General features: G+C 45.3%; 10 protein-coding genes. 3 read left to right on the top strand and 7 right to left on the bottom strand.

Annotated features, from left to right (window positions below; genetic code table 11):
• Positions 1-4: 4 nt before the first annotated feature.
• Together AB9N12_RS07525 and AB9N12_RS07520 are read left to right on the top strand one after the other, a co-directional pair.
• A complete protein-coding gene (locus AB9N12_RS07525; protein WP_369891064.1) occupies positions 5-223 on the top strand; it encodes a hypothetical protein in 219 nt (72 codons plus the stop codon).
• A gap of 28 nt (positions 224-251) precedes the next feature.
• The gene (locus AB9N12_RS07520) at positions 252-1,529 is read left to right on the top strand and encodes a hypothetical protein (RefSeq protein ID WP_369891062.1); all 1,278 of its coding nucleotides are present in this window, start codon (positions 252-254) and stop codon (positions 1,527-1,529) included.
• Positions 1,530-1,644: 115 nt separating this feature from the next.
• On the opposite strand, the gene rbr is transcribed toward AB9N12_RS07520, so the two are convergent.
• The gene (rbr, locus tag AB9N12_RS07515) at positions 1,645-2,223 is read right to left on the bottom strand and encodes a rubrerythrin (RefSeq protein WP_369891060.1); all 579 of its coding nucleotides are present in this window, start codon (positions 2,221-2,223) and stop codon (positions 1,645-1,647) included.
• 223 nt (positions 2,224-2,446) lie between these two features.
• Between rbr and AB9N12_RS07510 the strand changes: the two genes are divergently transcribed.
• A complete protein-coding gene (locus tag AB9N12_RS07510) occupies positions 2,447-4,126 on the top strand; it encodes a SulP family inorganic anion transporter (RefSeq protein ID WP_369891058.1) in 1,680 nt (559 codons plus the stop codon).
• A gap of 957 nt (positions 4,127-5,083) precedes the next feature.
• On the opposite strand, the gene AB9N12_RS07505 is transcribed toward AB9N12_RS07510, so the two are convergent.
• The 6 genes from AB9N12_RS07505 to AB9N12_RS07480 are packed head-to-tail and all read right to left on the bottom strand — an operon-like array spanning position 5,084 to position 14,435.
• Positions 5,084-7,123 (bottom strand): hypothetical protein, encoded by a 2,040-nt coding sequence (locus AB9N12_RS07505; RefSeq protein WP_369891056.1) that lies wholly within the window; start codon positions 7,121-7,123, stop codon positions 5,084-5,086.
• A 30-nt stretch (positions 7,124-7,153) separates the two neighbouring features.
• Positions 7,154-7,627 (bottom strand): hypothetical protein, encoded by a 474-nt coding sequence (locus tag AB9N12_RS07500; protein WP_369891054.1) that lies wholly within the window; start codon positions 7,625-7,627, stop codon positions 7,154-7,156.
• Positions 7,628-7,639: 12 nt separating this feature from the next.
• Positions 7,640-8,821, bottom strand: coding sequence for a glycoside hydrolase family 88 protein (locus tag AB9N12_RS07495; RefSeq protein ID WP_369892834.1), 1,182 nt, complete (start codon positions 8,819-8,821; stop codon positions 7,640-7,642).
• A 14-nt stretch (positions 8,822-8,835) separates the two neighbouring features.
• Positions 8,836-10,767 (bottom strand): heparinase II/III family protein, encoded by a 1,932-nt coding sequence (locus tag AB9N12_RS07490; protein WP_369891052.1) that lies wholly within the window; start codon positions 10,765-10,767, stop codon positions 8,836-8,838.
• A gap of 21 nt (positions 10,768-10,788) precedes the next feature.
• Positions 10,789-12,603 (bottom strand): heparinase II/III family protein, encoded by a 1,815-nt coding sequence (locus tag AB9N12_RS07485; protein WP_369891050.1) that lies wholly within the window; start codon positions 12,601-12,603, stop codon positions 10,789-10,791.
• 20 nt (positions 12,604-12,623) lie between these two features.
• The gene (locus AB9N12_RS07480; protein ID WP_369891049.1) at positions 12,624-14,435 is read right to left on the bottom strand and encodes a RagB/SusD family nutrient uptake outer membrane protein; all 1,812 of its coding nucleotides are present in this window, start codon (positions 14,433-14,435) and stop codon (positions 12,624-12,626) included.
• Positions 14,436-14,443 lie beyond the last annotated feature (8 nt).

Genomic DNA, 14,443 nt, shown 5'->3' with positions numbered 1-14,443 from the left:
TAAAATGAAAAAGAACTTATATATATGGGTAACTGCCACCTTGACAATCATCTCAGGCAGTATTTTTACAGCTTGTGAAAAGGTTGATGAGATGCCTGAACGCACAGAATCCAATGTTACCAGGGCATACTATAAAGTACCTGACCCAGTAGTACTCAACGCTGACGAGACGGCCATCATAGATAAAATCAAAGCAGAATATAACGAGAGCATTTCACAATAAGTCTTAATCTAGCAGGAAAAAAAGAACAATGAAGAAGTTATTTTATTCACTATTCGCACTATTCGCAGTAATGTTCACCGCTTGTTCATCAGATGATGACAACAAAAGCGAAATGCCGCAATTGAGTCTTGAGAAGTCAAACTATATATTGGCTTCAGGCACTGTAGATATCAAATTGATAGCCGACGCGCCCGCCGCATCTGACATGAGTATTCCTGTAACATTCTTCGGACGTGCTACAGAAGGAACGGATTTTACCACTTCTGCAAAAGAATTTATATTAAAAGCCGGAGAAACAGAAGCCATTATCACACTGACACGTATAGCCGACAGTGTAGGTGACGATAACTTATCTTTAACCGTAAACTTAGGCAAGGCACCTTCCGGATATACCATTGGACTCATGAATTACACCACAGTAACATTACTAAGCAAAAATGGCGTTATCATGTCTTTTGCCAACACATCTGATATACTAACACTTCAATCCAATTACAAGGTAACCCTGACTAACATGAGCGGATCCGGCTACAAGGTAACCGAGATTACCCATTTAAATGTCGAAGTAGACCCCTCATCCACTGCTGTAGAAGGCATCCATTTTGAATTTACCGATGGAAAGAGATATGTGACCATTGCCAAAAAGAAAAGCAACGGTACTGTTTCTATCAATTTCCTAAAGAAAGAATCAGGCAAGGATAAATTGGTACTACGTTTATCAAAGAGAGCCGGATATGCTTACGGAAATAATGAAACGATAACCATCACTCTACAAGGAGCGTGCAATCTGGATGGAGCTTGGGCTTTCAAAAAAATATCCAATTTAAATTACTGGAAAGAGAATATGGCGGCAGATATATCAACTTTCCCAACCGGAACTTCCACCGATAAAATTACTTTCAAAGGAAACTCTTATACCGAATATACTTTCATTCCAAGTTTGAATGGTAGTTTAAAGAATTATTTCGGTACTTCCGAAAGAAAAGTAACATTCGAAAACGAAGTTACAAAAGAACTTTGGGAAGAATCAGTTGCTCAAAGGCAGTCTGTACCCATCAATGTAAGTGTATATACATTCCCTGACATCAATATAAAGTTTTCTGCTACTGCTTCCGAGGTTCGCCCGGCAATTGTTAGTTTCCGAAATATAACAGTAGAAGGTGAAGAAATATTGGAATGCACTATCGATGATTTTATTCCTACTGACTTTCTAACTGACGAGTGGGAAGGGTGGATGAAAGACATGGCAGAAGATCCTGCCATGCTTAGTAATCCTATCCGGATTCACTTCACTCGTGTGAAGTAGCAAGCCACTACTACAACAAAACACAAGACAACTAATTCATTGCAAATTAGTTGTCTTGTGTTTTTACTTTTTAGGCATCCCCCTAAAAAACTATTTGCTTATTTCTGAAAACAGATCAATAGTTTTCCTTCTTCACCTCGAAGTAAGCCTGCGGATGCAGACAGGCAGGACAGGCTTCAGGAGCTTCCTTGCCTACAGTAATATAACCGCAGTTGCGGCATTGCCATACCACTTCACCTTCTTTAGCGAATACAGACATATTTTCGATGTTGTTCACAAATGCGAGATATCTTTCCTCGTGACCTTTCTCAGCGATGGAGATATTGCGGTACATAGCAGCGATCATTGGAAAACCTTCCTGTTCTGCCACATCTGCAAAGTGAGGATAGTCCTGTGACCATTCTTCGTGTTCACCGGCTGCTGCAGCACGAAGATTTTCAAGCGTATTACCGATTACACCAGCCGGATAGCTGGCAGTGATTTCTACCATGCCGCCTTCAAGGAACTTAAACATACGTTTTGCATGTTCTTTTTCCTGATCAGCTGTTTCTGTGAAAATGGCAGCGATTTGTTCGTAACCTTCTTTCTTTGCTACACTTGCAAAATAAGTGTAACGCATTCTTGCCTGTGATTCTCCAGCGAATGAAGTCAGCAGATTCTTCTCTGTCTGAGTTCCTTTAATACTCTTAGCCATAATTCTATCTATTTAAAATTGGTTGATTCCCATACGTAACTTGTCGTAGCATTATAACACAAATATACGAAATTTGTTCATTAATAATAAATATCAACTCATCGATAAAACCTGTCAACGAATAAATAGTATGTTGAAAAACATACTTCTTTCGATTATTTTATATAATTTTGCAACCTCTACTTTACAAAAGGACTGAATATATACATAACAATTAATAATAATGAAGCTATTTGAATTTAAACCCAAACTGGTTTCTTGTTTAAAGAATTACTCAAAAGAAACATTCATGGCCGACTTGATGGCAGGTATCATCGTAGGTATCGTTGCGCTGCCACTAGCCATTGCCTTCGGTATTGCTTCGGGGGTATCGCCCGAAAAAGGTATTATTACCGCTATCATTGCCGGATTTATCATTTCCCTGTTGGGAGGAAGCAAAGTCCAAATCGGTGGTCCGACGGGAGCTTTCATCGTCATCATCTACGGCATTATCCAGCAATATGGAGAAACCGGACTGATTGTAGCCACGCTCATGGCGGGTGTAATCCTTGTGTTATTAGGAGTGTTCAAGCTCGGAGCAGTCATCAAATTCATCCCTTATCCTATCATCGTCGGTTTCACCAGTGGTATTGCTGTCACTATTTTCACTACCCAGATTGCCGATATTTTCGGGCTGTCTTTCGGAGACGAGAAAGTGCCGGGGGACTTCGTCGGAAAGTGGATGATCTATTTCCGACATTTCGATACCATCAACTGGTGGAATACCATTGTAAGTATTGCCAGCATCATCATCATTGCTATTACTCCGAAATTCTCAAAGAAAATTCCCGGCTCATTGATCGCAATCATTGTTGTCACTGTTGCTGTTTATCTGATGAAAACTTTCGGTGGAATCGACTGCATCCAGACCATCGGCGACCGTTTCACCATCAAATCGGAATTGCCTGATGCCGCTGTGCCTGCACTGAATTGGGAAGCTATCAGAGAATTGTTTCCGGTAGCCATCACCATCGCTGTACTGGGAGCCATCGAATCCCTACTGTCCGCTACTGTAGCCGACGGTGTGATAGGCGATCGCCACGATTCCAATACTGAACTGATCGCCCAGGGAGCAGCCAATATCATAGTCCCTTTGTTCGGAGGTATTCCCGCTACCGGAGCCATTGCCCGTACCATGACGAATATCAACAACGGAGGTAAAACACCGATAGCCGGAATTATCCACGCAGTGATACTGCTTCTGATTCTGCTCTTCCTGATGCCCCTCGCACAATATATCCCGATGGCGTGCCTTGCCGGGGTACTGGTCATCGTTTCTTATAACATGAGCGGATGGCGTGTGTTCAGAGCTTTATTGAAAAACCCGAAATCGGATGTCACCGTATTGCTGATCACTTTCTTCCTGACCGTTATCTTCGACTTGACTGTCGCTATCGAGATAGGATTGGTAATTGCCTGTGTCCTCTTCATGAAGCGTGTCATGGAGACTACTGAAATCTCGGTGATTACCGACGAGATTGACCCTAATAAAGAATCGGATATTGCCGTACACGAAGAAAACCTGATGATTCCCAAAGGCATAGAGGTATACGAAATCAACGGTCCTTATTTTTTCGGTATCGCTACCAAGTTTGAAGAGACCATGACACAACTGGGAGACCGCCCGAAAGTACGTATCATCCGTATGCGTAAGGTTCCGTTCATCGACTCCACAGGTATTCATAATCTGACTACCCTCTGCGAGATGTCACAGAAGGAAAAGACCACCGTCATTCTTTCCGGGGTAAACGAAAACGTGCATAACGTACTTGAAAAAGCAGGATTCTACGAGTTGCTGGGAAAAGAGAATATCTGTCCGAATATCAATGTAGCGTTAGAGAGGGCGAAGAGTCTGGTAAAATAAATGATCTACTGAAATCCTAAAAGACGCATTACACAAAAACAAATTATAACATGAAGGGCTGCTACAGAATTACTTCTCCTGCAGCCCTTCTTTTTTAAGATAAAAATATAGCTATACTGCCCCTTACCCGGTCCAATGCGATCCGGGTAATGTCAGATGTATTTGTCGCCTGAACAACAGGAATATATTTATGGTAATTATCTGCCATCTGCAACAATTTCGTTGTATCTAATTGTGATATAAGGGGTTATAGTGTTGCAGATACCTGTTGCAGATGTGTTGCAGGTCAAGTATCTGCAACACCTAAGATAGCCATACTCTTTCAATCTCACAAGTAAATTCGTATGCTTTGTCTATTTCAATATGGTGAACACTTTGTTTCAATATGGTGAACACTTTGTTTCAATACGGTGAACACTTTGTTTCAATACGGTGAACACTTTGTTCCAATACGGTTGAACACTTTGTTCCAATACGGTTGAACACTTTGTTCCAATATGGTTGAACACTTTGTTCCAATACGGTTGAACACTTGTTTGTACTACATAAACATAGTACGGGTGAAGGCAAACCGTACTAATCCGGTATTTGAATGGTATGTTGCAGATAACTTTATCTGCAACCATCTGCAACAGGTATCTGCAACAGTATAAGTCCCTTGTATTCATTGATTTATCCTGATTTTGTTGCAGATGGCAGATGTTTTGTACCTTTCAAACATAGAGAGAAACTCTCGGTATGATGTCTTTCTGCATCGACATGGCGTCGGATGTGACCTATAAATAGACTATTTTGAAAGAACAAAACAGGTTTAAATGAAAAAGAAAAAGCGCATATTCTCGCAATTGGATATGCACTTTTTCTTCTATTGGGTCCTTTTGTCTGATTCCGTTTTTCTTCTAAATCTTAAAAATAGAATAATATGGAAACCCTATTGCCTCATACATCCTCATAAGCCTAACGATTCTCGGTATCTTTCATACACCGTACAGAGAAAGCATGAGAACGACCGGATGAATGAGTCCACGTCTTATCGGAGACTTTATAATATAAGGAAGAAGCTCCCTGATCTTTATCATTTCCATAACTGCTAGCCGATGAGTTAGACCAATAACAAGCGGCACTCTTACTGGTATTCAGTCCGGTATTATTGCCACTATTCCCACCATTAGAGCCCCACTTACAACCAGCCAACGGCCAATAAGCATAATTCGTGCCGTCATAGCAATATTTGAATACCGCAGTTGATTTCTGTTTCACAAATTCAGCTTTCTGCTCTATCTCATCCAATACACGGGGAGATACAACCCGATAACCTTTCGGACAAGGATCATAGATAGATTTATGACCGTCAGAAGGATTGAGATAAGTGCTTGATTCGTTCGGGTTGCCCCAGAAGTCATCTTTACGATCGGTACGTGCACCGGTCCATGCACCCAGATACCAGTCGGATTTTGTATTGTCCACATTATTGGTATAAAGTAATGCACGAGGATTTTCGATAGAGAAACGGACGTTAGTGGCTTCGGTAGGTATATTAGTCCCCGCGGTTGCCGACCAACCCACCGGCGTAGGACGTCCCCATTGGAAGTAAACGCCGTTTTGCTTCCAGTTGTCTCCTTCGCCTGTCATGTAAGTACCCAAATTACGATCCAACACTACATATCCCGTATTACCATAAGGGTGTTCTGCCGGAGTAGGGGTCATCCAGATAATAAAGCTCCAGATAACAGTAGTCTGATCCTCTCCATAGATAGCCACCTGACCGCAACCGCCGTCATAGCCTCCACTTATTTTATAGGTATTGATCGTGATATTGTAGTCACTGCCAATAGGAGTGATATCCGTAGTAGAACCATTCACGGCAACCATCTTATGATTAGCATTCAAATCGCAGCCTAGAATAGTCTTTGCATACTTAGGTTCTTCCACTTCCATAAAGTTACCACGTGCCTTCACACTAATCGTATGGCTCACACCACTGGTCGAAATATTCGTCATCAGACAGTTGGACTCACCATAAGCCCATCCTCCTACCAGCAGACGTGTCTCTACCGGCTCATACCATTCGCAGGAATTATCCGAAAGTTTCAGGTTATTGATGACAATCGTATTGAGAGCATTGGCTTTCAGCTGCTTTCCTTCTTTGAGAATAGGAATGGTTACAGTCTGTCGGTCATTCTCCAAAGTGATGACAATGTACACTTCTTTACCACTTAAATCGGCAGGATATGTAGTCAGATACAGATCCTGTGCGGAAGCCAGCAACTCGGGAGTAGCCAGTGAAACAGTGGCATACGGCTTCATATCTGTCCCGTAGGTCAGTTCGTCCGTATCCAGATTCGCAGTGAACGTACCGGAAAGAGGCGTTTTCGTCTCCTTGTCGTACAAGGAAACACTCTTTAGTCTGTACGTGGAAAGCTCCTGAGACGAGATGCTGAACTTCACATAAGCCATCGCATGATTCAGCGTAAATTGGGCAAGCATATCCGGACCACTGACCGTTGCTTTGGCAAAAGCAAACCCGTACTTTCCAATATGATGGCTATCACCCGGACGACTTTGTTCCTGCTCTACAGACAAGGAAGAAGTAATCTTGTTCCCATCTTCGGCCAATGCCGTATTTGCCCGGTACGGGTAATAGATAAGAAGTTCCGTAGCTCCCTCTTCCGCCATCTTCACGTCATCCGAAGTAAAGACACCGGAATTCTGTCCGATCGACTCATCACTTAACAAAGACTGCACATTGTGAATGTCAGCTCCTGCCGTACGAGAGAAAACTCCCAAAGCGTCCCCTTCACTCCAAAGCACCGGATAAACATCACCGGTTTTGTCACCGATAGAAACACGCGTCTGCGGAGACGAGAGTCCGACCAGTGTCAAACATGAACCTGCCGTTGCCCGTTCCTGACCGTTATCGGACGGAACAAGCTCGTTCTGTGTGCAACTTGTCATCATCAGAATCGTTACACCTATTGCATATAATTTATTTTTCATACCATTCATTCTTTTGGGTTACATCCTCGTTTACCATTCATTCTCTTCCAAATCACCGGCAGAACCGCCATCACTCCATGCGCCTTCTGTTCCTGCCGCCTTCCAGGTTTGAAAAGCGGAACACACGGCACGCCCTTCGGCATTATAGGCGATGATCGCACTGATATAATTGACTCCCGGTCTTAGCCCTTCGACTATTTTGTGAGTATAAGGCAGAGATACCGGTTCCCCGTTTTCTTCTACAAATTTCACCAGCTTCACTTCAATGTTGTAATCAAAGCCGATGTCGGCCACCGGATAAAAATCTATGACCTTCGCTCCGAACGTAGTACCCGTTTGCTGCTCGGAAGTAATCAGAGCCGTTTTGTCTGCAATCTCCGAAACTGTCAGGTTCATGGTGGGAATGACACGCGGAGCCGAATCATCCTTGTCCGAACAGGAGGCAGTTATCAGCAGTAATACGAAGATAAATGCCATGCTTATATGTAAATTCTTCATAATCATATTGTATTAGTTTTATTTTTGTAGATTCTTATACCGTAGTAATGCTTCTAAAAAGTAATAATCGGCATACGTCAGGGGGACATCTACTTCGCTTTTATCAGGAAGTGCGCCCACGCTATGCTTCAGGATGAAGTTCCCGTTCGTGTCCGGTTCTGCCAGATACTCTTTCGAGGCAAGCGTGCGGAGCTGCTTTTCCGCCATGGCAAGATAGGATTCCTTGGCTTCCGTTCCGGGAATATAACGGCTTAGCTCGATAAAGGCAGAGGCCATGATAGCGGCAGCAGAAGCATCCCGATAGGTATGTTCCTCTACCGGAGCATCCAAATCCCAGTAAGGAATACCGTCCGCAGGCAGACGACGGAGCAGCATATCGGCAATGTGTCCGGCTTGCAACAGATAATTCTGATAACCCGTCATGCGGAACATCATCGTATAGCTATACAAAGCCCATGCCTGTCCGCGGCTCCAGGAGGAATCGTCCGAGAAGCCCTGCACTGTCTGTTTGCCGCGCACCTCTCCGGTTTCAGGATCGTAATCCACCAGATGATATGTAGAGTAATCATCGCGGAAATGATTCAGGATAGTGGTATTGGCATGCGTGCAGGCTATGTTCTGCAAAGAATCATCGGCATAAGTCTTGGACATGGATAACAGTAATTCCAGATTCATCATATTGTCAATAATCACCGGAAACTTCCAATCACAACCCTCACGCACAAAGTCCCAGCTGCGGATTACGCCGGCGGTAGGTTCGAAACGGGTCGACAGGGATTTGGCTCCCTGATAGAGCACCTGTTTATAAGCCTCATTGCCCGTCAGCCGGAAAGCATTCCCATAACTGCAGTTCAACTGGAAACCTACATCATGATCTCCGGTCACATACTGTATGGAGTCGAGTTTCAGCGTATTCTTCTCGGCCAGCGCCTTCACGGCATCGTTCCGGGTATATTCGTAGATATACCAAAGGGAGCCGGGATAGAACCCGCTGCACCACCAATAGATGTTCGAAGGGACAAACTCACCGTTGGCAGAGAACGTACGGGGAAGTGTCTTTTTCGTCAAGCGGGTGTCCATAGCCGTGTATTGCTGTTCTGCAACGGTAAACACACGGTCAATCAATGCTTCCATCGGCTCCTGCTTCGTGCAGGAGGCCAATATCAAGAGTCCGAGTATAGATACTAATAGGATTCTCATACGTTCCATGCTTTTTATTTGGGGGACAGAGTTGTGGTAAATGTGGCGGTCTGGTTAGCCGTGACCGTTGCCTCAAAGCCAACCATATAAGTACCCGGATTAGCTTGGTCATAAGAGTTCTCACTGGTGGTACTCCATGTTTTGTAGGTAGGCTTCACGGTGCCGTTGGTTGTGAGATACATCACTTTGCTTCCACTAGTTAGTACGATGCGGTTACTCTCCACCGTCGGGACGGCAGGCGTCACCATACACCAGCGTACTTTAGCGGATTTATCCGTTCTTGCCTTTATCTCATCCATGACCACTAAATCTTTATCGTTCACGATTTTCACGGTACGGGTAGCGGATGCAGCCTGATCCGATACTACCGCTGTCAGATCAAAAGTAGCCCCCAGTTCCGTAGCGGTATGAATGGTAGTGGTCAGGGTAGCCGCTCCATTTACCCGGTGACGGGCATCATTGATTGAAATCGTGCTGTGATTCAAGTTATTCAAACGGAATACATCCCAACGCATCGAATTCTGTCCCATATCCCAAAGATTACCACCCAAAGCTGACAATTTTGATTCGAGTGTTGTATAACTTTGCAGACCGAAATCCATCGACCAACGCACTCCATACGCATCGTATACAAATGAACCGGCATCCATGTGTCCGTGGCTCGAACCAGCCTTACCACCTTTGATTCCGAGGTATTTATCCGTATCCGTGTATGTCCAGTCGGTATGTACCATCACCACAGGCGTTTCCCCTTTTCCACTCCATAGCTTGTTGGAAGGAGCGGAGATTGCATCCAGATCCAGATGATTGGCGAAAGCCATAATCATCGGCAACAGGCGGTTTTCGGCGCAAGAAGCGTATTCACCGTTCTTCAGCATTCTCAACTCATTATATAATAAGGATGGATTACTGTATTTATCGGCAAACCACCACGAAGCCAGTGCCGCAGTAGAGGAAGGAGCACAGTCGGAATAATTAAAGAACTTACTGTTCAAGCCTGTCATATACAGCATATATTCTGCCGTTTTGGAAAATCCCGGTGTATCGGAAAGTCCGTTATCCGTGCCAAGCGTACTATCAAGGGCTGCAAGCATCAATACTTGATAAAGCGTGCCGTAACACCAATAACCGCTGCCCTCCGGATAGTTGCCGTCGGGAGAATACATCACTTCCAATGCAGGTTTATTGGATGTCAAAGCCTTTTCAATCATATCCTTTGCTTCGGAAGGGTTGTCTTCATAAGAAGCCAGTGCCGCACAGACCAATCCGCCATTACAAACCTGGTTCCAGTTGTTAGTGGCTTCATAGAAATTCAGGTTCCAGTTCTCGTTCTGTGCCTGTTGGAAAGCAAACTTCAACAATGCGTTGGCTGCTTTCTTACGGGTGGAGGCACTTAGTTCGTTATAAAGCCAATCGTAGCCGAAAGCAACGGCCGTGGCCATTTCGCCCACATCGAGAAAGTGGCGTCTCGAGTTCCAGTCGGGGAAGTTACATACGGCATTGATATCGGTTTCTGCTTTAGTCAGATATTTGACATCTCCAGTCATCCGGTAGGCATAAGCGCAGGTGAAAATACGCAATAGAGCATCACGGGAAACATCGAGAATACGTTTGTTGCTGGCATCCAGCTTATAAGTCAGCGCCGTTGCATTCATCCCTTTGCTGTTGCACACCCCCATAATGGTGTTATGTAACAATGTCAGATTAGCACTCGTATTGGCATCCACTTTGGCTTTCAATGCAGTGAAAGCCTCAGCATTCATCAACAGGCGGGGATGGTTATCCGCAGTCAGTCTGGAATAATCCGGTCCACCCTCCGGTTCCGTAAGATTCGGTTTCTCATGGGTAGATCCCGGACGGAATCTGTTCTCATCCTCATCGGAACAACTAACGGCTGTTCCCACGAAGAAAGCTATAATGATTGTTTTAAAAAGAATCGTTTTCATGGTTCAATGAATTTATTTGTATTACTTCAAAGGAATAAGCCGTACTTTCAGTTGCGAGGCACGATTGGCAGGAACTACCGTTTCAAAGCCAACACGGATGGTCCCCGGATTGCGGAAATCATATTCATGCGGGGGTACGTTGGACCAGATTTTCATATCTACTTCCGTATCGGTATCTACAGCCAGCAGCATCCGCCGGTCGTCTTTGGTCAATTCAATCCGATTCTTGCCCGTAATTTTGGCTTCTGCCGGAGTGACCATCATCCAAGATACGGCAGCTTCCTTATCACCCGTCTCCAATCGGTCAGTTACTTCCAAATGGTCTTTCCGGTCCAGTATCACAGTGCGGACAGCTCTCTTCACACTGTTGGCAAACACACTTGATAAGTCTACTTCCGCCCCTTTCTGTTTCTTCGACTCGAAAGTACGGGTGATGGGGGCATTACTTTCTACCAAATGGCGCTCTCCGTTAATCGTCAGCGTATTATGAGCGATATTGCTTAGCCGGAATACATCCCAGCGTTGTCCGTTCTGCGACATATTCCACAGGTCTACTCCCTTACTTTCGAGTGTGATATAACTTTGCATCCCTAAGTCCATTGCCCAACACACTCCGTCTCTCTCGAAGATAAACGAACCGGCATCCATGTGTGCATGAGAGGTAGAGGGCGAACCTCCTTTCACTCCCAGATAGGTGTCTTTCTTGCTGTCCCATCCGCCACGGTAGATAAATACAGGCGTATCTCCACGATTGAACCAGAAGTTTTTCTTCGGCTTACCGATATGATTCAGATCGAGCTGCGAACAGAACACCAGCAGGCTGGGGAGTAAACGGTCTTCAGCAAACGGCATATCCGGGCGGTCGAGATACTGACGTTCGAGCCACAGCAAGGAGAGGTCTTTCTCCTTGCCCGCAAACCAAAACATCATCATGTTACATTCCGCCTCCACCGGAGAATCCGAGAAACAGAAGCAGTTCCCACTCGGAGCGGTCATATACTGCATGAAACGGGCAGACTTCCTAAAGCCGGGGGCTTGGGAAAGCCCATTGTCTGTACCGAAAGCACTTTCGAGCGCAGCAATGAGCATTACCTGAAAACTCGTCCCGTACCCCCAATATCCGAATCCTTCGGGATAACCTCCGTCGGGACCATAGCCTACCATCGCTTTTGGGTTTGTTTCCATGCATTTCTCGATAATACCTTTCGAGATCTCCGGAATCTCTTCGAAAAGAGCCAGTGCACCATACGCCAATCCACTATTACATACGGAATTCCAGTTATTCTTAGCAGTGTAGAACCAGGCATGACGAGTGTTCTTTGCCGCATCAAACCCTTTTTCAATGATTGCTTCACATACTACCCGGCGGGTGTCGGGCTGCAAAGAATCATAGAGCCAGTCGTAACCGATAGCCAATGCCATTACCATCTCTCCCACATCCAAAAAATGAGTCGGGTTCCAGTCTGTGAAACGACTGACAGCCAGCATCTCTTGTTCCGCACGATGGGCGTATTTCTTATCTCCCGTCATACGGTAAGCGTATGAGAGGTAATAGATACGCTTCAGTGCGATGCGCGAAATCGCCAACAGGCGTTTGCCCTCCTTAATACGTTCCACAGGCTGTTCCGTAAGTGTCCGGTCACAAAGTTCCATGATCCGTTGGTGAACAGTTGCCAGCGGAGGATACTCCGCAATCGCTTTCTTAATAGCTTCTTCTCCTCCCTTGGGCAATAACAGACGGGGATGAGGCGCTATGTTTTCATAATCAAACTGTTGTGCAAATACACCTGTACAACCGGATATCCAAATGAGTAACAGTAAAAGTATTTTTTTCATCCTTATTCAAATCTTAATGATTAATACGCCCAACCGCTTCGTTTAGTCAGGTTCGGATTCTTTTGTGTTTCAGAGATAGGAGCAGTCCACGGCCACATAGATTCAGTGTAATACCAGTTATACTCTACCGGTTCACCCCACCAGGATTTGCCGCCATTGACATCTTTTCCCTGGAATTTGGTTTCTTTATAGGTTCCCCAACGTACTTCGTCGAAGAAGTTGATTCCTTCCAGGCAGAATTCCACGCGACGTTCGTAGCGTATCCTTTCGAGCATGTCTTCTTTTCCGTTCACTGCGCACGGACCGCTTCCCCCCTCTGTCAATACAGGCATATGGGCGCGGGTACGTACTTTATTCACCAAACGGATGGCTTCCCCTATCCGGTCGGTCTGCGCCAATGCTTCGGCATACTGTAACAATACATCGGTATATCGGATCAACGGCCAGTCGGTATGACAACGCCTCCGGTCAATCAGACGACCTTTCTCAAACTCATTGTATTTGCGATAGCAGTAGAATGCAGAAGTACGTTTATCGAGCCAGAAATCTCCGCCATTCGTACCCTGTTCCTTTAATGGCCAGCGGAGCTGTTTACCGATCTGGTTGGCATCTCCTGCATAATTAGGCTTGTAGCAGTCCACCGGCACATAAGGAGTGACGACAGTCTGTTGCAGACGCGGGTCACGATTGTCATACGCCTTTTTGATACGGGCTTCATTGCCGCTGTTCAGGTAATATTTCTGATAAACAGCTTCGCCGACCCGTTTGATGAGCGCATTCTTCTGTGAAGACATGGATTCCAGCCCGTCACGACAGAAGAAGATTTCACGCTGTTTCGGAGTCAGCAAGTCCCAGTCTTCCAGACCGTCTACTTCCGACCATTTGAAGTCCGATCCATCAGCGTTCTTATAGTAGTCCACAAAATCTGCGGAAGGTTTCATTTCCGTCCAGCCATCATACGTATCCCGGGCACCGGTCATTTGCTGAATGTTATCACAATAACCGGTTTCTTCGCTGAACTGGAGCGAGAAAATCATCTCTTTGTCTTTCTCGTTTTCATATTTGAAGAAGTCGGCATATTCGCCTGTCCACAAGCCATAACCGCACGTTTCCACTTCTTTGAAATCGTTGCCTGCCTCCTTGTATTGCTTCTTCCACATATACACCATACCACGCAGGGCATAAGCGGCTCCTTTAGAGGGACGACCGTAGTTTTCATTCAGCGTGTTATTGGGGAAGTCGGGATTATTGATACAATATGTCAAATCATCCAGAATTACTTGCCAGACCTCATCCGCTGACGACTGAGCACGCGTACATTCTTCGTTATTGATTGGTTCCAGATAAACGGGAACTCCCTGATAAAGCATATTCAGACGATTGTACGCCCAAGCACGAAGGAAGCGGGCTTCGCATTGGTAACGTGCCAGTTTATCAGCGCTCATGTCCGCTTTATGCAAATTGGCAATCGCATCGTTACACGCGTGGATAATGGTGTAACAAAACTTCCACTCATACCACACCTGAAAGTCATTAGCTGGCTTGGTAGCCAGCGAAAGCAGTTCAACCGGATAATTATTGGAATAATAATCAGTCGCAAAGCTCATGGCTTCGATTCCCTGACGGTTCAGTCCGTCGGCACGGCGAAGCTGGGTGGAAGAGAGTTGGGTAGCATAGAATGGATAGTAGAGTCCTGCCATTCCCTTGTCGGCAAGCTCCTCCGTGGTCCACATGTTTTCACTTGCTATCTGGTCTTCCGGCGCCACATCGAGAATATCCATGCAGGAGGTAGCGGCCAGCGCCATCGTTAAAATCATTACTATCTTTTTCATATCAGATT

Origin of the sequence: Bacteroides sp. AN502(2024), from assembly GCF_041227145.1 — a bacterium.
Classification (GTDB): domain Bacteria; phylum Bacteroidota; class Bacteroidia; order Bacteroidales; family Bacteroidaceae; genus Bacteroides.
The sequence above is the reverse complement of the archived record's forward strand: the minus strand, read 5'-3'. Positions and strand labels throughout refer to the sequence as shown.

Bases quoted from the DNA above. Each gene is read 5' to 3' on its own strand.
- AB9N12_RS07525 (WP_369891064.1), top strand. From the start codon at position 5: ATGAAAAAGAACTTATATATATGGGTAACTGCCACCTTGACAATCATC.
- AB9N12_RS07520 (WP_369891062.1), top strand. From the start codon at position 252: ATGAAGAAGTTATTTTATTCACTATTCGCACTATTCGCAGTAATGTTC.
- rbr (WP_369891060.1), bottom strand. From the start codon at position 2,223: ATGGCTAAGAGTATTAAAGGAACTCAGACAGAGAAGAATCTGCTGACT.
- AB9N12_RS07510 (WP_369891058.1), top strand. From the start codon at position 2,447: ATGAAGCTATTTGAATTTAAACCCAAACTGGTTTCTTGTTTAAAGAAT.
- AB9N12_RS07505 (WP_369891056.1), bottom strand. From the start codon at position 7,123: ATGAAAAATAAATTATATGCAATAGGTGTAACGATTCTGATGATGACA.
- AB9N12_RS07500 (WP_369891054.1), bottom strand. From the start codon at position 7,627: ATGATTATGAAGAATTTACATATAAGCATGGCATTTATCTTCGTATTA.
- AB9N12_RS07495 (WP_369892834.1), bottom strand. From the start codon at position 8,821: ATGAGAATCCTATTAGTATCTATACTCGGACTCTTGATATTGGCCTCC.
- AB9N12_RS07490 (WP_369891052.1), bottom strand. From the start codon at position 10,767: ATGAAAACGATTCTTTTTAAAACAATCATTATAGCTTTCTTCGTGGGA.
- AB9N12_RS07485 (WP_369891050.1), bottom strand. From the start codon at position 12,603: ATGAAAAAAATACTTTTACTGTTACTCATTTGGATATCCGGTTGTACA.
- AB9N12_RS07480 (WP_369891049.1), bottom strand. From the start codon at position 14,435: ATGAAAAAGATAGTAATGATTTTAACGATGGCGCTGGCCGCTACCTCC.